The organism is Ruegeria arenilitoris (assembly GCF_013031355.1).
GTDB lineage: Bacteria > Pseudomonadota > Alphaproteobacteria > Rhodobacterales > Rhodobacteraceae > Ruegeria > Ruegeria arenilitoris_C.
In genome coordinates, this window is record NZ_WPZO01000007.1 from 137,319 (window position 1) to 157,020 (window position 19,702).

Genomic DNA, 19,702 nt, shown 5'->3' on the forward strand with positions numbered 1-19,702 from the left:
TTCGCGTCATGCAATCCTGACATGAACACGGGTTGAATTTGATTTAACACCGGTTGAGCGGACCCAGCTGCCTGAAACTGCTGTGGCGGAAATCTTCTTGAGATGCGGTTAAGAAGCCGGAAAAGCGCGCTTGCAAATTTGACATTTCACCCAGGTCGATTTAAAATCGGGCTATTATTATATTCGACTAAAATCACAATCTATCGGTTATCTGGGGGTATAATATGAATATCCATCAAACGACAGAGTCTGATGACGCCGTTGAGCGTAGAGAAGTATTGGCCGCACTTATGAAGTACTCAGCCGCAGTGGGCGCTGCATCCACTGTAGCACTTTCAGCATCTGAAGTTGTCGCTAAGTCAGCGGCAAGCGGAAGGGTAAAGTGTGATAATGGCTGGGGCAACGGAAACGATTGCGTGCCCGGAAACTCATGGCCTAACCAAGCAGAAAATGTTGGAGCAGACCCAGTTACCAACCCTAATCCGGATAACACTGCGGACAAACCTGGAAACTGAAACTAAAATAACAACACCTGCAGAGAGCCTCATACGAGCGATCTAAGAAGACGGCGAACCCACTGCTGTTCCCGGTGGGTTTAGTCCGCACTCCAGCGGTCCAATAGGTGTGATTGGACCAAGAGTATACACGGATTGTTCTGGTCGGCGGAAACCCGATTGAGGGAAACGAAATCCCAGTGAGCTGTCAGGATACCCTCCACCTAATTGCAAAGGGCTGTGTTATCTACAAAAACACACTTGATTGACCTTTGAACAGGTGCTGCTTTGCGCTCAACGCAGGCATTCCTTATCCTACCAAAACGTTCAAGTTGAAATGATTGCGTTGCTTCGTGGTGCAAAGACCAAATCGGTCTAACGCCCAATGCCCTCAACTATCGATATACGGGCAGAAACGTCCCCGGATGCATGATAATGTCGAAATGCTGCATCCCCTTTTTTAGATCGAAACTGACCGAATGCCCGCCCTTGCGCAGCAATTCGGCATAGTCGCGGCTCTGACGGATGAACTCGGGCGTGTCCCGTTCGGCCACGGTTACGTGATAGCGCGGGCCGGGGGCGGGGAGGTGCAGGATGGGGGACAAGTCGTGTATCTCGACCGGGGTCAGTTGCAGCGGATCGTTGACAGGCGTCAGGCTGATCGGCTCCAGATCGTAGACGCCGCTGATCAGGATCACATCGCGCACCCGCATCCCGGCGCGGGCTAGCGTATCGGCCGACTCCGCCATGACCATGCTGACCAGATGCGCACCAGCACTGTGGCCGGACAGGGTGACGCGGGAGGGATCGAACCCCAGGTCAATTGCGTTCTCCGCCAGCCAGAGCAGGGCGTTGCGACATTCCTCGATCATGTCTCCGATACGCGCATCCGGGGCGAGCGTGTAGTTGAGGGTAGCAAAGGACTGCTCGGCCTCGACCAGCGCCGGGGCCATCATCGCCGACTCGCGCTGGCTGAGGGCCTGCCAATAGCCACCGTGGATAAAGACATGCAGTGGGGCGCCTGCGCCTTTGGCAGGAAAGAAATCCAGAACCTGCGCCGGGCTGTCGCCATAGGCCAGGTTCTCTTTCACCTTCATCTGCGCCCGGTGCTGTGCGCTGAGCGCGGCGTAGCTGTCGATATAGGGGGTCAGATCACCGCCGATCATCGACCGGGGCGAATATTCCTGATCCAGTTCCTCCTGAGTGAAACCCCGGTACAGCATCGCTTACTCCTGCTCGGTATACATCAGTTCGGTGCGCATGTCGTAGAGATCATGGAAAAAGCGCAAATCCAAGGCCTTGCGCAGGAAGGACACGCCGCTGGACCCGCCCGTGCCGGGCTGGTTGCCGATCACCCGTTCGACCGCCGTGACATGATCGAAGCGCCAGCGCTGAAACAGAGATTCCACGTCCATCAGCTTTTCAGCCAGCGCGTAGAGGTCCCAATACCGGTCGGTGTCGCGATAGACCTGCACCCAGATTTTAACCACGCGCGGATCGCCGGAATAGGGCTGCGCATAGTCGCGATCCAGCAGGTCCTGCGGGACGTCGAACCCCTGACGCGCCAGCATGAACAGAACCTCGTCATAGAGCGACGGCTTGGTCAAAGCAGCGTCCAGCATCTCCATGACCTCTGGATCATGTTCATGCACTTTCAGGGTCGAGGCATCCTTGTTGCCCAGAATGAACTCGATCTGGCGATAGCCGTAGCTTTGGAACCCCGAAGAGCTCCCCAATGCCTGTCGGAAGGTCATGTAATCTGCGGGTGTCATGGTCAGCAGGGTTTCCCATGCCGCGATCAACTGCCGCTGGATCGCCTTCACCCGGTCAAGGTTCTTCATCGCCGGGCCAAACGCATCCTGTTGCAGGAAGTGGCGTGTCTCGACCAGTTGGTGGTGCATCAGTTTCAGCCACAGCTCGCTGACCTGATGGATGATGATGAACAGCATCTCATCAGGTTGGGCGGGGTCCTGAAAGGTTTTTTGCAGGTTCAGCAAGGTTTTGAGCTGTAGAAAATCGCCATAGCTCTTGCGATGGGTCTGCGCGAAATCCGTGACCAGCGAGTCCTCGATCCCGCGTTCCAGATACCTGTCTTTATCGCCCATGTGCTCCTCCAAACGCGCAGGTTTTTCCCTGTTTAGGATCAAAACCCGCGCGGTGCCAGAGCGTTAGGTCCAGTCGAGCACCACCTTGCCCGACCGACCCGATTTCATTGCGGCAAAGCCTTCGGCGAAATCGTCGACTTTCATCTCGTGCGTGATCACCCGGCTGACGTCCAGACCGTTCTGCAACATGGCAATCATCTTGTACCAGGTCTCGAACATCTCGCGCCCATAGACGCCTTTGATTGTGATGGCCTTGAACACGATACGGGACCAGTCGACCGGAGATTTTCCGGGTGGAATGCCCAGCAATGCGATCTTGCCTCCCATCACCAGCGCCTCGACCATCTGGTCCAGCGCGATTTGGGAACCGGACATTTCGAGGCCCACATCGAAGCCTTCCTTCATGCCCAGTTCGGTGATGACGTCCTGCAAGTCTTCTTTGGAGACATCGACAGTGCGGACGGTCGGCACCACATGCTCGGCCAGTTTCAGGCGATCCGGGTTGATATCGGTGATCACCACGTGTCGTGCGCCTGCGTGGCGCGCGACGGCAGCAGCCATGATCCCGATCGGGCCTGCGCCGGTGATCAGAACATCCTCGCCCAGCAGATCGAAGCTGAGGGCAGTGTGCACGGCGTTGCCCAGCGGATCCAAGATCGCTCCGATCTCATCAGGGACATCATCCGGCAGAGGCACCACGTTGAAGGCAGGCAATTTCAGATATTGCGCAAAAGCCCCCTGTTCATTCACGCCAATCCCGCGCGTGCCCGGGTCCAGATGGAACTTGCCCGCGCGGCTCTGACGGCTGTCGGTGGTGATCAGGTGGCCTTCGCCGGAACAGCGTTGACCAATCTCAAGTCCGGTGACGTTGCGCCCGAGCTCGACGATTTCACCGGCGAATTCGTGCCCGGTGATCATCGGAATCGGCACGGTCGCGGCGGCCCACTCATCCCAGTTCCAGATATGGATGTCGGTGCCGCAGATACCGGTCTTGTTGACGCGGATCAGCACCTCTTCCGGGCCGATTTCGGGCACCGGGGCCTGTATCATCCAAAGGCCCTCTTCGGGCTTGGACTTCTCAAGTGCTTTCATGGTGTTGGCTCGCATGAGTTTACTCCCACAAATCGGTGGACAGGTATTTGAGGCCGCTGTCACACATCACAATCGCAACGCAGCCGCCCTTTTCGGGCCCGCGTAACAGGTCGATGGCCGCAGCAAGGTTGGCCCCTGCTGAGAAGCCCGCGAAAATGCCTTCGGTCCGGGCCAGCAATCGCGCGCTGTCCCGTGCTGCGTCACCCGAGACCGACAGATGCCCGGCCAGAGCCGTTCCGTTCAGGTGGACCAGATCGCCCATGGCATAGCCGCCGCCCTGAATCGGGTGATCGGGGTTGTTGATGGCTTCTCCGGCGATGGCCCGCGCGCCTTCGGGTTCGACCGCATAGCAGCGCACACCCAGCGGGGTCAGGTACTCTGCCGCCCCGGCCAAAGTGCCGCCGGACCCTGCAAAATCGCAGAACGCCGTCACAGACCCGCCGGACTGATGCCAGATTTCTGGCCCTGTGCCGGTGGCATGGGCTTTGGGGTTGCCCGAATGACCGAACTGATCGGCGCGAAACGCATTGCGTTCGGTGGTGATGCGCTGCGCGGCCTCATCCACCAATGCCAGATCGGCCCCCGAGACTTCACCGGGTTTGCTGCCTTCGGCTTGCGGGACAATCACGACCTCGGCTCCCAAGGCCCGCATCATGCGCGCGCGTTCGACCGAGTTTCCGGCGCTCATGACCGCGACGAAGGGATGCCCCAGAATACCGCAGACAATCGCCAGACCCGTGCCCATATTGCCCGAAGTCAGTTCAACCACCGTCTGCCCCGGTGACAATGTACCATCGGCCCGCGCAAGTTCGATGATGGACTTCGCAGCCCGGTCCTTTTTCGAAAACCCCGGCAGCAGGTAATCCAGCTTGGCCAGAATGCGACCGTCCAGATCAAGCTGCCGGCAAACGCGCGAAAGGTCGACCAGCGGCGTGTCTCCGATAGCGTCGATCACAGAGGGCAGGATCACGAAATCACTCCCAGTTCTTTGCCAACTTTTCCAAATGCGGCCAGTGCGCGGTCCAGTTCATCCTTTGTTAGAGCCGCATTCATCTGCGTTCTGATCCGCGCTTGTCCACGCGGGACGACCGGGAAGAAGAAGCCCGAGACATAGACGCCCTCGTCAAACAGCTTGGCAGCCATGTCCTGTGCCAGCGTCGCCTCACCCAGCATCACCGGGATGATCGGGTGTTCACCGGGCAGCAGGTCAAAACCCAGCTTTTCCAGCCCCGCACGCCAGTATTTGGCGTTGCCGAACAGTTGCGCGCGCAGCATGCTGCCTTCTTCGACCAGACGGATGGCCTCCAGACCAGCAGCGACGATAGAGGGTGGCAGCGAGTTCGAGAACAGATAGGGCCGCGCCCGCTGCCGCAGCAGATCAATCACTGGCTGCGGCCCGGCGATGTAACCGCCGATTGCCCCCCCAAGTGCCTTGCCCAAGGTTCCCGTCAGAATATCCACATTGACGCCGAAATGATCCGGTGTGCCCGCGCCGTTCGGCCCCATGAAGCCAGTGGCGTGGCAGTCATCGACCATAACGATGGCATCGTATTTGTCGGCCAGCTCACGAATCTTCGGCAGGTTGGCCAGATAGCCGTCCATCGAGAAGACGCCGTCGGTCGCGATCATGATATGCCGCGCGCCATCCTCGCGCGCCTGTTTCAACCAGGCCTCCAGGTCGTTCATGTCGTTGTTCATGTAGCGATAGCGCTTGGCCTTGCACAGCCGCACCCCGTCGATGATAGAGGCATGGTTCAGACTGTCTGAGATAATGGCGTCTTCAGGCCCTAACAAAGGCTCAAACAGCCCGCCATTGGCGTCAAAACAGGCCGCGAACAGGATCGCATCGTCCTTGTTCAGGAATTTGGCCAGCTTCTGCTCCAACTCGCGGTGAATGTCCTGCGTACCGCAGATGAACCGGACCGAGGCCATGCCGAAGCCTTTGGGCTCCATCGCGCCCTTGGCGGCGTCGATCAGCGCCGGGTGATCGGCCAGACCCAGATAGTTGTTGGCGCACAGGTTGATCACCTGCTTGTCGCCCACCGTAATCTCACCGCCCTGAGGCGAGGTGATCATTCGTTCGTTTTTGTACAGGCCTTCCGCCCGGATCTGGCCGAGCGTTTCGGTGATGTGGTTCAGGAAATCTTGAGACATCGAATCCTCCTTGCGCAGGGCATTATCTATCATAGCGGAATTGATTCCGGAATACGGGAATTTCTGTATTGCGGAATAAAATCCGAAATATTGGAATTGCAAGAGGTGCGCTCCGTCAGATATGCCTAACTATTTTCGATCGTTGATCTTTTTCTGAAATTCCTTGGTCGAATTGGTCAGGGGATAGGACTCGTCAGGGGTGTCGACCCCAAGAAAAGTGCACAGAGGATCCCAACCGCTCCCGGTTTCATAGATCAGCAGCCGACCCGCCGGGATTGTTTTGCGGACCGTGTCGATATGTGTTTCAAACACGCGTGTTGCGTGGTCGCGATCATTCAATTGACCACCAAAGATATCCTGCACAATGAACTTGCTGCACATTTCGGCAATGGCATTCAAATGCGGTTGATCGTGTTTGCCCCGCATCGTCGTCATGAAGGGGCCGATGGTGGCCTGCACACTGTCAAACCACGCGTCTGGGTTGCGGACACTCAGGATGACTTTGGCGTCAGGATAGTGCGCGGCCAGTTGCTGCCAATAGGCCGCGCCGGGCCAATCGACCTGCGCACGATAGCCTCGGAACATGGTATCCCAATCCGAAGCCTCACCCCGTGCGGCGGCTTCCCACGCGGGCAATTGTTCGGGATTGTCCCGAACTTCGAACATGTGATGACAAGGGCCAAAGCCCAGACGTTCCAAAGCGATTTTTAATGAATTGGTTCCCGTGCGGCCAAAACCGGCCCCAATAACTTCTAGTCCCATTCGGATGCCCCCAATGGTTGAGAAAGCTCCAAGCTAGCACGGATTCAGAGTTTTTCCCAATTTCGGGGCGGAATTTGTCATGCGTTCTTGACGATCAGGAAGACGCGTGCGGGGCTTTCAGCCGTGATTGAATGGGCCACGTCGGCGGCATAGCGCGCCGTGTCACCCTGCTGCAAGTTGTTGGAAGCCGCGCCTGAAGTCACGCGGACCGACCCTTCCAGCACCGTCAGTTGCTCGCGGGCGCCCCGCGCATGGGGCTGGCTTGTCAATGCGCCGCCTGCGTCGAATTCGATATCATAGACCTCATGCCCGCCGGCCTCTTCGGGCGGGGACAGAATGCGGATTCGGCAGTTTTGGCCCATATTGTCGATGCTGGGCACTTCGGCCTTGCGCAGTACCTCGATCTGGTCGGCGGTGTTGGCCTCTTCCAGCAGGCCCGCGAAATCCACCTGCAGGGCACGGGTCAGGTTCCAAAGTGTTGAGATGGTCGGGCTGCTTTCGCCCCGTTCGATCTGGCTGACCATCGAGCGGGACACACCGCTGAGATTGGCCACGGCTTCCAGCGACAGGCCCTTTGCGCGGCGCGCTTCTTTCAGGCGGGCGGGCAGGCGTGTCAGGATATCGTCAGTGTTGTCCGTCATGACGGAATTTCATGCGCTTTGCGGGGATGGATGTCAATTCCAACCGTGACGGGACGTCCCATAGGACATGTCTTTGCTGCAGGTGCATACTGTCTGCGAATCCCGGAGGAGACTGACATGACCGATATCGTATTGCTGGACGGTGCCCGCACCGCAATTGGAACCTTTGGCGGCGCGCTGGCGTCGACCGCACCCATCGACCTGGCGACCGTTGCCACCGAAGCTGCGTTGGAACGCTCGGGTGTTGAAGGTGCTCAGATCGGGCATGTGGTGTTCGGGCACGTGATCAATACCGAGCCGCGCGACATGTACCTGTCGCGTGTTGCTGCAATGCAGGCGGGGATACCCAACGGGACGCCTGCGATGAATGTGAACCGGCTGTGTGGGTCGGGCGCGCAGGCGATTGTCTCGGCGGTGCAGTCCCTGATGCTGGGCGATGCCGACTTTGCTGTGGCAGGCGGGGCCGAGAGCATGTCGCGCAGCCCTTACATCGTGCCGCAGGCGCGGTGGGGGGCAAAGATGGGCGATGTGACGTCGCTGGACATGATGCTGGGGGCGCTGAACTGTCCCTTCGGCACCGGTCACATGGGGGTGACCGCTGAGAATGTCGCCGATGAGCATCAGATCAGCCGCGAGCAGATGGACGAATTTGCGATGACCAGCCAGACCCGCGCGGCGGCGGCAATCGAGGCGGGGTATTTCGACAGCCAGATCGCGCCGGTGCAGGTCAAGGTCAAGCGGGACATGGTCGACTTCAAGGTCGATGAACACCCCAAGGCCACCACGGCCGAGGCTTTGGCCGGTCTGCGGCCCGTGTTCAAGAAAGACGGTCGTGTGACGGCGGGCAATGCCTCGGGCATCAATGACGGCGCAGCGGCGATGGTTCTGGCCACGGCTGATGCGGCCGAGAAAGCCGGGCTGAAACCCAAGGCGCGCATTCTGGGCTATGCCCACGCTGGTGTACGCCCCGAGGTGATGGGCATCGGGCCGGTTCCGGCGGTGCGGAACCTGCTGGACAAGACCGGTTTGTCAGTCGACGACTTTGACGTGATTGAAAGCAATGAGGCCTTTGCAGCGCAGGCTCTAGCCGTGAATCAGGAGCTTGGTCTGGACGCGGCAAAGGTGAACCCGAATGGCGGCGCAATTGCTTTGGGTCACCCGGTGGGTGCGACCGGGGCAATTATCACGCTGAAGGCGCTGTATGAGCTGGAGCGCACGGGTGGGTCCAAAGGGCTGATCACCATGTGCATCGGTGGCGGGCAGGGGATCGCCATCGCCATCGAGCGGCTCTGAGCCGAAGCCTGGCAGGGGGCTGTCTGCCCCCCCATCGCGCGGGGCGCGATTCCCTCCGAAGGTAGTCCCGGCCAGATAAAACGGGCGGGCTTTTTGCTAGCTGAGCGCGTTGAGCAGCAGAACCAGCGCGGCCCCTGCCGCAGCGCCGATACCGGCGGGCAGGGCGGCGGACCACATAGGCGATTTCCGCGGCTCGTCCTTCTGGGTCTGGGCGATCAGGGCGTTTTCGACCAATCCCGGCAGGCGGGGGCCGAAGCGGGCCAGAACCCACGCGGTTTTGCTGAAATCGCGCAGCGCCGCGCGGGGGCCGATGGATTGCTTGATGTAATCCTCGACCACGGGGCGGGCGACCTCCCAGATGTTCGTATGTGGATCGAGTGAGCGTGCGACGCCTTCGACCACCACCATGGTGCGTTGCAGCAGGATCAACTCGGTCCGGGTTTCCATCCCGAACCGTTCGGTGACCTCGAACAGGTAGTTCAGCAGGCGGCCCATCGAGATATTCGAAGCGTCCATGCCGAAGATCGGCTCACCCACTGCGCGCAGGGCGCGGGCGAATTCATCGACATCCTGATTGGCGGGGACATAGCCGGCCTCGAAATGCACCTCGGCCACGCGTTTGTAGTCGCGGCGGATGAAGCCGAAGAGGATCTCGGCATAAACCCGGCGGGTGTATTCATCGATATGGCCCATGATGCCGTAGTCATAGGCGATGATGTCACCATTGGCGGCAACCTTCAGGTTGCCTTGATGCATGTCGGCGTGGAAATAACCGTCGCGCAGCGCGTGCTGCAGGAACAGGCGCAGGACCCGTTCGGCCAGATCGCGGCGATTGTGACCTGCGGCATCAAGCGCTTCGTTTTCGCCCAGTGGAATCCCGTCGGCCCAGCTGAGTGTCATCACCCGTCGCGCCGACAGAGACCAGACCACAGGAGGCAGCCAGAACCCGGCGTCATCCTTGGTGTTGGCGGCGTATTCCGAGGCGGCGGCGCTTTCCAGACGCAGGTCCAGCTCGCCGCGCACGACGCCGTCGAAATGTTCGATCACTTCCATCGGGCGCAGGCGGCGCGCGCCGGGTGCGAACAACTGGGCGATGCGGGCGGCGAAATAGAACGCGTCCACGTCCTTGCGGAACGCGCGTTCGATGCCGGGGCGCAGAACCTTGACGGCGACATCCTCACCCGTGCTGGTCAGCTTGGCCTTGTGGACCTGTGCGATCGAGGCTGCGGCGATGGGTTCGCTGAATTCCGAGAACACCTGATCCACCGACTGGCCGAGTTCCTTTTCGACCTCGGCCATTGCCTCGGCTCGGGAAAACGGCGGCAGTTTGTCCTGCAACACGCGCAATTGGGCGGCCAAGTCATTGCCCACCACGTCCGGGCGGGTCGAAAGGACCTGACCGAACTTGATATAGGCCGGACCCAGCGCCGTCAGCGCCCGGGTGGCTGGAGGCATGTCAGGATCGCCCTTATAGCCCAGCCATTGGAACGGTTTGCCCAAAGCGTGAGCAATAAAGCGCAAAGGACGGGGGGCTTCGAAAGCGTCCAACACCACGTTCATTGCGCCAGTGCGCTCTAGCGTGGCGCCTGTGCGGATCAGGCGGATGATATTGTGAGGGCCGCGCATGGATCAGATCTTCCAGCCGGAATGCAGCGCAGCGATACCCATGCTGAGGTTTCGGTATTTGGCATTTTCGAACCCGGCGGTGCGGACCATGTTCAGGAAGGTCTCCTGATCCGGGAATTTGCGGATCGATTCCACCAGATACTGATAGCTGTCGTAGTCGTTGGCGATCAGCTTGCCCATGCGCGGGATGACATTGAAACTGTACAGATCATAGAGCTTCTGCAGCCCATCATTTGGTAATTGGCTGAATTCCAGCACCATCAGGCGGCCACCGGGTTTGAGCACGCGGAAGGCCTCGTTCAGGGCCTCTTGCGGGCGGGTCACGTTCCGAATGCCGAAAGAGATGGTGTAGACGTCAAAGGTATTGTCGTCGAAGGGCAGGGACATCGCGTCGCCGACCACCCAGTTCAGGCTGTCGGACATCTGATCGGCCTCGGCGCGTTGGCGGCCTTCGACCAGCATCGGCTCGGTCAGGTCCAGCACGGTGGCGTGGCCGTATCCCGCGCGTTTGAGGAAGCGAAACGAGATATCGCCCGTACCACCCGCCACATCCAGCAGGCGTTGACCGGGGCGCGGGGCCAGCCAATCCATCATCGCGTCTTTCCAAACCCGGTGGATGCCCATCGACATGACATCGTTCATCACGTCGTATTTCGAAGCGACCGAGTTGAACACGCCCTGTACGCGCCCGGCCTTGTCGGCCTCGCGTACGGTTTCGAACCCGAAATGTGTGGTCTTGTCGTTGCTGTCGGACATTGAAAGGACGCCTTTGCCTGTGTTGCTCATCCTTATAGGCCTCAGCGCGGGGAAGACAATCGCGCCCCGCCTGGACGGACAGATTGGCGCAGTTTGGTGCGCTCCAAAGTCACAAATGTGCCCCATTGACGGTAGATGTTCGCGGCGGGTCGTACACGGCAGCCCGCGTGATAGGATATTGCTGACAAAATGATTGAGGTTACTCCGCTTCTTGTGTTCCAGACGTCGGTGTTTGTCATACTGGTCGTCTTGTTTGTCCGGGCGATCCGCCTTGGGCGCCGGTATTTCGCGAAATGGCGCGGTCCGAATGAATGGAACGACATACGTGATCAGAGCAAGGAACTGCCAATATGGGATCGCGGCTTCGAAAGAACGGTCATGCGCGGCAGCCAAGACTCACCCGAACACACACTGAATAAAACCACCTATCGGACGACCTATGGGCTGCGTTTTAAAACTCTGTTTGTGCTCGTGGCGGTTTATCTGGCTCTCGCTTACAAACTCGATGTTTACGCGATGGGAGCGCTTGAGGCGGAATTCGGCAGTTATCCCGTCACCCTTTTCAAGGTCGCGCTGATAGCAGTGCTTGCCTTCAATGTGTTGCACCATTTCGTATATCGGTTGACCATCGATGGAAAGGAACTGACTGTGACCGGGGCGTTTTTTCAACGCTATTCCTTTGATCTGGGCAAGCTAGTGGCGGTCGAACACCGCAACGGTCCGATGTATCGTTTGCGTTTTTCGGATGGGAAGACGGCGCGGATTCTGAAATATGTAACCGGACATGATGAAATGGTGCAGGCGTTTGAAAACGCGCTTGCGGCAAATCAGGAGAGCACATGCCGGAGCTTCCCGAAGTCGAAACGGTCCGCCGTGGGCTGACGCCCGCGATGGAAGGGGTGGTGATCGAACGGGCGGATGTGAACCGCCCAGATCTGCGCTGGCCCTTTCCCGACCGCATGGCGGAACGGCTGACCGGACAGCGGGTCGACCGGCTGCGGCGGCGCTCGAAATACATTCTGGCCGATCTCAGCAGTGGGGAAACCTTGCTGATCCATCTGGGTATGTCCGGACGGATGACAGTGTCGGGCGATCCGCTGGGACAGTTCGTCCACGAACATCCGATGCCGGAAAAACATGACCACGTGGTGTTCCACATGGCCAATGGCGCGCGGGTCACCTTCAACGACCCGCGTCGGTTCGGCGCGATGGACCTGCTGCCAACCGCCACCGCCGAGGCGCATAAGCTGTTGTCGGTTCTGGGGCCGGAACCGCTGGGCAACGATTTCCACGAGCAACATCTGATCGAGGCGTTCAGGGGCAAGAACACTCCGGTCAAATCGGCGTTGCTGGATCAGGGAATCGTTGCCGGATTGGGCAATATCTACGTCTGCGAGGCGCTTTATCGCGCAGGCGTGTCGCCACGTCGCAAAGCCAGACAGATTTCTGCGGCCCGTGTCGCGGCACTGGTCCCGATCATTCGGCAGGTGTTGCAGGACGCCATCGAGGCCGGTGGCTCGTCCCTGCGCGATTTCCGCCAAGCCGATGGAGAACTTGGATATTTTCAGCACAGCTTTGACGTCTACGGCCGCGAAGGCGAACCCTGCCGCACCGAAGGCTGCGATGCGGTTGTGAAAAGAATCACACAGTCCGGTCGGTCATCCTTCTATTGCGCGCAATGCCAAAGATAGCTTGATCCAGCTTCCTCGCGTGATAAGGAATCGTAACTGAACGGAACAACCGGAAGCTTACACCTCATGGCTTTTGAGACGATCATCGTCGAAATCGAAGACCACGTCGCACTTATCAAGCTCGACAGACCCGATGCACTGAACGCGCTGAACGCCCAACTCACGCAAGAGCTTTGCTCGGCGCTGGAAGAGGCGGACCAGAACGATAAGGTGCGCTGCATCATCATCACCGGATCGGACAAGGCCTTTGCGGCTGGTGCGGACATCAAAGAGATGTCCGAGATGAGCTTTGTCGACGTCTATGCGTCCAATCTGTTTGGCGGCTTCAATGACCGCATCTGTGCGATCCGCAAACCGATCATTGCTGCCGTTTCCGGCTATGCGCTGGGCGGCGGGTGCGAACTGGCCATGCTGTGTGACTTCATCATTGCCGCCGACACCGCCAAGTTCGGTCAGCCCGAGATCAATCTGGGCGTCATTGCCGGGCTGGGTGGCACGCAGCGCCTGACCCGTTTCGTCGGCAAGTCCAAGGCAATGGACATGAACCTGACCGGTCGCTTCATGGACGCCGAAGAAGCGGAACGTGCCGGGCTGGTCAGCCGGGTCGTTCCGGCCAAGAAGCTTATGGAAGAAGCGATTGGCGCGGCCCAAAAGATCGCCGAGAAATCCCAGCTGAGCGCGATGGCCGCCAAAGAGGCCGTCAACCGCAGCTATGAGGTCACGCTGAGCGAAGGCCTGCTGTTCGAACGCCGCGTCTTTCATTCCATGTTCGCGACCGAAGATCAGAAAGAAGGCATGGCCGCGTTCCAGGAAAAACGCGCCGCCCAGTTCCGCGACAAGTAAGGCGCGCGTATTGGATCGAGATCAGGCGGGCCATGCCCGCCTTTTTCATGCCTGTCCTGTTCAGTGAAAGAATCGGCTTGGCAAAGCACGCAATCTTGGATAACTAGCGCCGCTATACATGCGCGTGCGGCCCGCTTGGCCCGACTCACACCCGTGATTCTGATCCGGTGCGGATAATCCGTGACGCGTAACCGAATATAACCGTACCGAACGAAGGTCAGAAACACATGGCAAACTCGCCCCAGGCTAAGAAACGCGCGCGTCAGAATGACAAGCGCTTCGCAATCAACAAAGCACGTCGCTCGCGCATCCGTACCTACCTGCGCAAAGTCGAAGAAGCGATCGCATCCGGCGACAAAGACGCAGCGACCGCAGCCCTGCGTGCCGCTCAGCCCGAACTGATGCGCGGCGTCACCAAAGGCGTCTTCCACAAGAACACCGCCTCGCGCAAGATGTCGCGCCTGTCGGCCCGGGTCAAAGCGCTGGGCTAAGCCCAAGGGTTGACCTTAGGTCAACAATTCACGGCTGAATTGTTCACAAAAGCGTCACAATTCGTGGCGCTTTTTTTGTGCTGTTGCCGGAAAGCCGCGTCTTCACGAAGACGAGAGATTCTTTCGGCCAAAGACCCGAGTCAACATCAGAGTTTCGTTGCCGTACGCCTTGGCCTCTTGTTACCACTAAGTCAGCGATTCACTCGCTTGGGGGGACAGGCTGTTTCATTGATCAAACTGACGGGCATCAGGATGGTCGCGAAACGAATGTTGGCAAACGGATACTGCCCGTTTGTTGATCTGCTAAAGGTCTTCGGGTCACCGAAGATCTGAGCCCTGTCTAAAAAAATATGTTTGCGACGCGCAACCCGGCTCATGGGGTGCCCTCTTTTCGGGTGGCCACTTGTCAGGCTGTGCTGAGTTCTGGGGACAGTCCCGCCAGACCAACGTGGTTTGGCGTGTGGGTATCCTGTTGCGAGTGAACGCAAAATAACCGGGTAACCGGAACTGGGTAATAAGGCCGACAGGCCAATAAAGAATGGGATGCGTGAGGCGCTTGATGACACAAGAAAAATGGGGACAACTACGTAACAAATTGCTCAAGGCAGTCGGCAAGAACAACTACACCACCTGGATCGAACCTCTTGAATTCCAAGAGCTGCAGGATGGCGTAGCCGTTTTTTCGGTGCCGACGAATTTCATGGGCAATTATGTAAGCCAGAACTTTGCGGATCTCATCCTGTACGAGATGAACACCGCAGGGGAAACGGTGCAGCGCCTGGCCTTTCGCGTTGCCGCCAATTCGCCAGTGCGACCGTCCAACGAATCCGTATCCGCGCCCGCGGTCGCGCAGGTCGCGCCGCAACCCCAGTCTCTGTCACAGCAGGCCGAGGTGTCAGGTGATGCGCTGGAATCACTGCAGGCCGCACCATTGGACGCGCGTTTCACCTTTGACAGCTTCGTGGTCGGCAAACCCAACGAGCTGGCGCATGCCGCCGCGCGCCGTGTCGCGGAAGGTGGTCCCGTCACTTTCAACCCGCTGGTTCTCTATGGTGGCGTCGGTCTGGGTAAAACCCACCTGATGCACGCTATTGCATGGGAGCTGAAAACCAAGCGGCCCGAACTGAATGTGCTGTACCTGTCCGCTGAACAGTTCATGTACCGCTTCGTGCGCGCGCTGCGTGAGCGCCGGATGATGGATTTCAAACATCTGTTCCGTTCGGTCGATGTGCTGATGGTGGATGACGTGCAGTTCATCGCGGGCAAGGATTCGACTCAGGAAGAATTCTTCCACACCTTCAACGCGCTGGTGGACCAGAACAAGCAGATCATCATCTCGGCCGACCGCGCCCCCGGCGAGATCAAGGATCTGGAAGACCGCGTGAAATCTCGTCTGCAATGCGGTCTGGTCGTCGACCTGCACCCGACCGATTACGAATTGCGTCTGGGCATCCTGCAGAACAAGGTGCAGCAGTACAGCAATACATATCCCGACCTGACCATTGCCGATGGCGTGTTGGAATTCCTTGCTCATCGCATCTCGACCAACGTTCGCGTGCTGGAAGGTGCCCTGACCCGTCTGTTCGCTTTTGCCTCGCTGGTGGGGCGTGAGATCGACATGGAGCTGACGCAGGATTGTCTGGCTGACGTGCTGCGCGCGTCCGAGCGAAAGATCACTGTCGAAGAGATTCAGCGCAAAGTCTCCGACTATTACAACATCCGTCTGTCAGACATCATCGGCCCCAAGCGCCTGCGGTCCTATGCCCGCCCGCGTCAGGTGGCAATGTATCTGTGCAAGCAACTGACCAGCCGCTCGCTGCCCGAGATTGGCCGCCGTTTTGGCGGGCGTGACCACACCACTGTCATGCATGGTGTAAAACGCATCGAAGAGCTTAAAACCACCGACGGCCAGATTGCCGAAGACGTGGAAATGCTGCGCCGCGCGCTGGAAGCCTGAGACTTACCTCAAGCCCCTCAGGAAACGCCCCGGACCTTCGTGCCCGGGGCTTTTTTGTGCGCTTTAATCCACGTTTACCCTGGAACTGTGCCCGCCGGGCCACGCGGCCCTTGACGCATTGGGCGTTCCGACCCAGAAAACCATAAAAAATCCTTGTGCCTCAGGGTGGAACCGCTAACGTGCCAGTCCCGCCCATGTTGGCACGCAAGTCAGAGGAATTAGGGTATGAAGATCAGCATCGAACGCGGCACCCTTCTCAAGGCCGTTTCCCAGGCCCAATCTGTTGTCGAACGTCGCAACACCATTCCCATACTTGCCAACGTGTTGATCGAGGCCGAAGGCGATCAGGCCATGTTCCGCGCCACCGACCTGGATATCGAAGTGGTCGACAAGGCCCCGGCGCAGGTGGAGAAGGCAGGTGCAACCACGGTAGCGGCCACCACTCTGCATGAGATCGTGCGCAAACTTCCCGATGGCGCGCTGGTAACTCTGACTGCCGACAGTGCCGCTGGCCGCCTGACCGTTGAGGCGGGCCGGTCGAACTTCTCGCTGGCGACTTTGCCGAAAGAGGATTTCCCGGTGATGGCGTCCTCGGAATATCAGTCGAACTTTACGGCTTCGGCCGCGCTGCTGCGGCGGCTGTTCGACAAATCGAAATTTGCCATCTCGACCGAAGAGACCCGGTATTACCTGAACGGTGTCTATATGCACGTGGCCGATGGGTCCGAAGGCGGCAAGGTGCTGCGCTGCGTGGCCACCGATGGCCACCGTCTGGCCCGCATCGACGCCGACCTGCCGGATGGCGCCGCAGACATGCCTGGCGTGATTGTGCCGCGCAAGACCGTAGGCGAACTGCGCAAGTTGCTGGATGATGATGAGATGGACATCGCCGTTTCGGTCAGCGAAACCAAAATCCGTTTCGCAACACCCGACATCACGCTGACGTCGAAAGTGATCGACGGCACGTTCCCCGACTACACCCGCGTGATTCCGCAGGGCAATACCCGCCAGCTGGAAGTGGACGCCGCCGAGTTCGCGCAGGCCGTTGACCGGGTTGCCACCGTTTCGTCCGAACGCTCGCGCGCGGTGAAACTGCAATTGGATGCGGACAAGCTGGTTCTGTCGGTCAACGCACCGGACAGTGGTGCCGCCGAGGAAGAACTGGCCGTGGCCTATGGCGATGAGCGGCTGGAGATCGGCTTCAACGCCAAGTACCTGCTCGAGATTGCCTCGCAGGTGGACCGTGAGAACGCGGTGTTCCTGTTCAACTCGGCCGGTGATCCGACGCTGATGCGCGAAGGCAATGATCAGAGCGCGGTCTACGTTGTCATGCCGATGCGCGTCTGATCGACCCTGCGGGGTGATCCTTAACGGAAGGGAGGGGTCATGACTTTGGCCCTGACCGAACTTACGGTCTCGCATTTCCGGTCTCACAAGCTGGCGCGGCTGTCTTTGGATGGGCGGCCGGTGGCCATTCATGGGCCGAACGGGGCCGGCAAGACCAATATTCTTGAAGCGGTGTCGTTGTTCTCACCCGGTCGCGGGATGCGCCGGGCGAGTGCGGCCGAGATGACCCGGCGTCCCGAGGCGCTGGGCTGGAAGCTGTCCGGGTTGCTGAATGCACAGGGGCAGAATTACGAAATCGAAACATGGTCCGAAGGGGGCGCGGCGCGTCAGGTCCGGATTGATGGCAAGGCGGTTAGCCAGATCGATTTGGGTAAGCTGGCGCGCGTGGTCTGGCTGATCCCGTCGATGGATCGGTTGTGGATCGAAGGTGCGGAAGGGCGGCGGCGGTTTTTGGATCGCATCGCGCTGAGCTTCGACCCGGCTCATGCCGAAGCGTCCCTGACTTATGAAAAATCCATGCGCGAACGGAACCGTCTATTGAAAGAGCAGGTGCGCGATGCGCATTGGTACGCGGCGCTTGAGGGGCAGATGGCCGCAACCGGTCATCGCATTCACGTGGCGCGCTTGGCGGCGTTGGGTCACTTGAGGGCGGCGCAGGAGCAGGCGGAAACCGCTTTCCCGTCGGCCGATCTGGAGCTGGTACAGACTGAAGGGGCGATGCCCGAATCGGCCGAGGATCTGCGCGAGGCGCTGAATGAAAGCCGGTTCCGCGATCTGGGGGCAGGGCGCACGTTGGTCGGGCCGCATCGGTCGGATCTGTATGGCGTATTCGCCGCCAAGGGCGTTCCGGCCAAGGATTGCTCGACCGGAGAGCAGAAGGCGCTGCTTGTCTCGCTGATCTTGTCGAACGCGCGGGCGCTGGCCGGAATGGTAGGGGCGCCTCCGATCGTGTTGCTGGATGAGGTAGCCGCACACTTGGATGCCCGGCGGCGCGCGGCGCTTTATGATGAGATTTGCGCGCTGGGGGCTCAGGCCTGGATGACAGGCACCGGGCCTGAGCTGTTTGCGGAGTTGGGTGACCGGGCCCAAACGCTGATCGTGACTGAAGGCGATGAGGGCTCGGTTGTCGCCACTTAGGCTGGTTCGCCGACTTTGCGTTCCCACAAGAAGCCGCGCATGACCTCATCCACCGGTGTTTTTGCCATGTGGTTGACGTAGTTCGACATGGTTTTCTGTGCCAAACCCAGCACCACGTCCAGAACGGCGCGGTGCGAGTAACCGGCGTCAAAGAACGCCTGCAACTGTTCCTCGGTCGGGTTGCCGCGGGTCTCCATCACTTGCAGGGTGAAGGTGCGGAGCGCTTCCAGCTTGGCGCTCGGCAGCGGTGTTTCGTTGCGCAGGGCTTCGGTGATCTCGTCCGAGACCTTCATCATTTTGGCGATGCCAGTGTGGGCGGGCACGCAGTAGTGGCACTCGTTTTCAACGTTGATGGTCTGCCAGACGACGGTTTTCTCGTCATTGTCGAAATCGGTCTGCATGAACAGGCCGTGCAGAACCTGATAGCCTTCCAGATGCTGCGGGCTTTCTGCCATTACCTTGTGCAGGCCGGGCAGGCGACCGAATGCGGCCTGAGATTTCTCGAGCAGCGGTTTGGACCCTTCGGGCGCGGATTCGAGGTCATGAGACGGGAAATTGGCCATGTCGGAACTCCTGTTTCTGGCGTGATGAGACAGAAATAGGGTTTCTTGAGTGATCGCTCAAGTATATATTTGAGCGGACGTTCAAGTATTGGTGAGATGATGCCCCGCAAACCTTCCTATGATCGCGATGCGCTGATCGCGCAGGCACGTGACATTTTCTGGCGTCAAGGCTGGGCCGGGACATCGTTGAAGGATCTGGAGCGGGAGTTGAAGCTGAAGCCGGGCAGCTTTTATGCGGCGTTCGGGTCCAAAGATGCGCTCTATGCCCTCGCGCTGGAGCGCTATGCGCAGGACGGGGTCGCAAACATGATGGCACTGGCAGAGGAACTCGGGCCGCTCGGTGCACTCAAGGCGCAGCCGCGTCGCGTGGTCGAGGCGTCGGAACTGCCGACCAAAGCGTGTATGTTGGCCAAGACCTATGCCGAATTGCAGGCCAAGGATCATGATCTGGCCGGTCAGGCGCGCATCCATATGGTTGCGATGAAGTCCTGCTTTGCGGACCTGTTTCGCCGCGCACAGGAGGCCGGAGAGATCGCCCCCGGCCGCGACCCAAACCGCCTTGCAGCGCGGTATCAATCCGACCTTCTGGGGCTGCGCTTGTCCGCCGAGCGCGACGATGTGAACGCGGCGGAAATCGCCGAGGATATCGCGGCGGACCTCGATCGGCTTTGATCCGCAAATAAAGCCCCTCGGACCCACAAAATATTGGGGGAGCGCGTGACAATCCCCACCAGAAAACGTATAAGTTAC

At 59.3% G+C, this 19,702-nt stretch carries 19 protein-coding genes; 9 read left to right on the plus strand and 10 right to left on the minus strand.

Going from position 1 to position 19,702, the window contains the following annotated elements; genetic code table 11:
• Positions 1-889 precede the first annotated feature (889 nt).
• From GOX63_RS16775 to GOX63_RS16805, 7 genes are all read right to left on the minus strand, one after another.
• Positions 890-1,717, minus strand: a complete 828-nt coding sequence (locus GOX63_RS16775) for an alpha/beta hydrolase (protein WP_170546485.1) — start codon at positions 1,715-1,717, stop codon at positions 890-892.
• A gap of 3 nt (positions 1,718-1,720) precedes the next feature.
• The gene (locus GOX63_RS16780; protein ID WP_170546488.1) at positions 1,721-2,599 is read right to left on the minus strand and encodes a tryptophan 2,3-dioxygenase; all 879 of its coding nucleotides are present in this window, start codon (positions 2,597-2,599) and stop codon (positions 1,721-1,723) included.
• 63 nt (positions 2,600-2,662) lie between these two features.
• Positions 2,663-3,691, minus strand: a complete 1,029-nt coding sequence (tdh, locus tag GOX63_RS16785; RefSeq protein WP_170327881.1) for an L-threonine 3-dehydrogenase — start codon at positions 3,689-3,691, stop codon at positions 2,663-2,665.
• 19 nt (positions 3,692-3,710) lie between these two features.
• Positions 3,711-4,661, minus strand: a complete 951-nt coding sequence (locus GOX63_RS16790) for a PLP-dependent cysteine synthase family protein (protein ID WP_170327784.1) — start codon at positions 4,659-4,661, stop codon at positions 3,711-3,713.
• The gene (locus GOX63_RS16795) at positions 4,658-5,845 is read right to left on the minus strand and encodes a glycine C-acetyltransferase (protein WP_170546492.1); all 1,188 of its coding nucleotides are present in this window, start codon (positions 5,843-5,845) and stop codon (positions 4,658-4,660) included. The genes GOX63_RS16790 and GOX63_RS16795 overlap by 4 nt, the downstream gene beginning before the upstream one ends.
• Positions 5,846-5,974: 129 nt before the next feature.
• Complete coding sequence (locus tag GOX63_RS16800; RefSeq protein ID WP_170327782.1) at positions 5,975-6,607, minus strand: sulfotransferase family protein; 633 nt, start codon at positions 6,605-6,607, stop codon at positions 5,975-5,977.
• A 77-nt stretch (positions 6,608-6,684) separates the two neighbouring features.
• Positions 6,685-7,248: a helix-turn-helix domain-containing protein gene (locus GOX63_RS16805; RefSeq protein WP_170327781.1), complete on the minus strand. Its 564-nt coding sequence runs from the start codon at positions 7,246-7,248 to the stop codon at positions 6,685-6,687.
• Between the two features lie 117 nt (positions 7,249-7,365).
• Between GOX63_RS16805 and GOX63_RS16810 the strand changes: the two genes are divergently transcribed.
• Positions 7,366-8,541 carry an acetyl-CoA C-acyltransferase family protein gene (locus tag GOX63_RS16810; RefSeq protein WP_170327780.1) on the plus strand — a complete coding sequence of 392 codons (1,176 nt, stop codon included), beginning with the start codon at positions 7,366-7,368 and terminating at the stop codon, positions 8,539-8,541.
• 96 nt (positions 8,542-8,637) lie between these two features.
• Here GOX63_RS16810 and ubiB read toward each other — a convergent pair whose 3' ends face one another.
• Together ubiB and ubiE are read right to left on the minus strand one after the other, a co-directional pair.
• Positions 8,638-10,167 carry a 2-polyprenylphenol 6-hydroxylase gene (gene ubiB, locus GOX63_RS16815; protein WP_170327779.1) on the minus strand — a complete coding sequence of 510 codons (1,530 nt, stop codon included), beginning with the start codon at positions 10,165-10,167 and terminating at the stop codon, positions 8,638-8,640.
• A 3-nt stretch (positions 10,168-10,170) separates the two neighbouring features.
• Positions 10,171-10,923, minus strand: a complete 753-nt coding sequence (ubiE, locus tag GOX63_RS16820) for a bifunctional demethylmenaquinone methyltransferase/2-methoxy-6-polyprenyl-1,4-benzoquinol methylase UbiE (RefSeq protein WP_170327778.1) — start codon at positions 10,921-10,923, stop codon at positions 10,171-10,173.
• A 213-nt stretch (positions 10,924-11,136) separates the two neighbouring features.
• Between ubiE and GOX63_RS16825 the strand changes: the two genes are divergently transcribed.
• From GOX63_RS16825 to recF, 7 genes are all read left to right on the plus strand, one after another.
• A complete protein-coding gene (locus tag GOX63_RS16825; protein ID WP_170546495.1) occupies positions 11,137-11,805 on the plus strand; it encodes a hypothetical protein in 669 nt (222 codons plus the stop codon).
• Positions 11,763-12,614, plus strand: a complete 852-nt coding sequence (mutM, locus tag GOX63_RS16830) for a bifunctional DNA-formamidopyrimidine glycosylase/DNA-(apurinic or apyrimidinic site) lyase (RefSeq protein WP_170546497.1) — start codon at positions 11,763-11,765, stop codon at positions 12,612-12,614. The genes GOX63_RS16825 and mutM overlap by 43 nt, the downstream gene beginning before the upstream one ends.
• A gap of 66 nt (positions 12,615-12,680) precedes the next feature.
• Positions 12,681-13,457, plus strand: a complete 777-nt coding sequence (locus GOX63_RS16835; RefSeq protein WP_170327775.1) for an enoyl-CoA hydratase — start codon at positions 12,681-12,683, stop codon at positions 13,455-13,457.
• Positions 13,458-13,684: 227 nt separating this feature from the next.
• Positions 13,685-13,948 carry a 30S ribosomal protein S20 gene (rpsT, locus tag GOX63_RS16840; RefSeq protein ID WP_058282200.1) on the plus strand — a complete coding sequence of 88 codons (264 nt, stop codon included), beginning with the start codon at positions 13,685-13,687 and terminating at the stop codon, positions 13,946-13,948.
• Positions 13,949-14,507: 559 nt separating this feature from the next.
• Positions 14,508-15,905 carry a chromosomal replication initiator protein DnaA gene (gene dnaA / locus GOX63_RS16845; RefSeq protein WP_170327774.1) on the plus strand — a complete coding sequence of 466 codons (1,398 nt, stop codon included), beginning with the start codon at positions 14,508-14,510 and terminating at the stop codon, positions 15,903-15,905.
• Between the two features lie 225 nt (positions 15,906-16,130).
• Complete coding sequence (gene dnaN, locus GOX63_RS16850) at positions 16,131-17,252, plus strand: DNA polymerase III subunit beta (RefSeq protein WP_170327773.1); 1,122 nt, start codon at positions 16,131-16,133, stop codon at positions 17,250-17,252.
• A gap of 39 nt (positions 17,253-17,291) precedes the next feature.
• On the plus strand, positions 17,292-18,389 hold the full coding sequence (gene recF, locus GOX63_RS16855) for a DNA replication/repair protein RecF (protein ID WP_170546500.1): 1,098 nt from the start codon (positions 17,292-17,294) through the stop codon (positions 18,387-18,389).
• On the opposite strand, the gene GOX63_RS16860 is transcribed toward recF, so the two are convergent.
• Complete coding sequence (locus tag GOX63_RS16860) at positions 18,386-18,952, minus strand: carboxymuconolactone decarboxylase family protein (protein WP_170327771.1); 567 nt, start codon at positions 18,950-18,952, stop codon at positions 18,386-18,388. The two genes, recF and GOX63_RS16860, sit on opposite strands and share 4 nt — an antisense overlap.
• A 99-nt stretch (positions 18,953-19,051) precedes the next feature.
• On the opposite strand from GOX63_RS16860, the gene GOX63_RS16865 reads away from it, so the two are divergent.
• Positions 19,052-19,624, plus strand: coding sequence for a TetR/AcrR family transcriptional regulator (locus tag GOX63_RS16865; protein ID WP_170327770.1), 573 nt, complete (start codon positions 19,052-19,054; stop codon positions 19,622-19,624).
• The last annotated feature ends 78 nt before the right edge of the window (positions 19,625-19,702 follow it).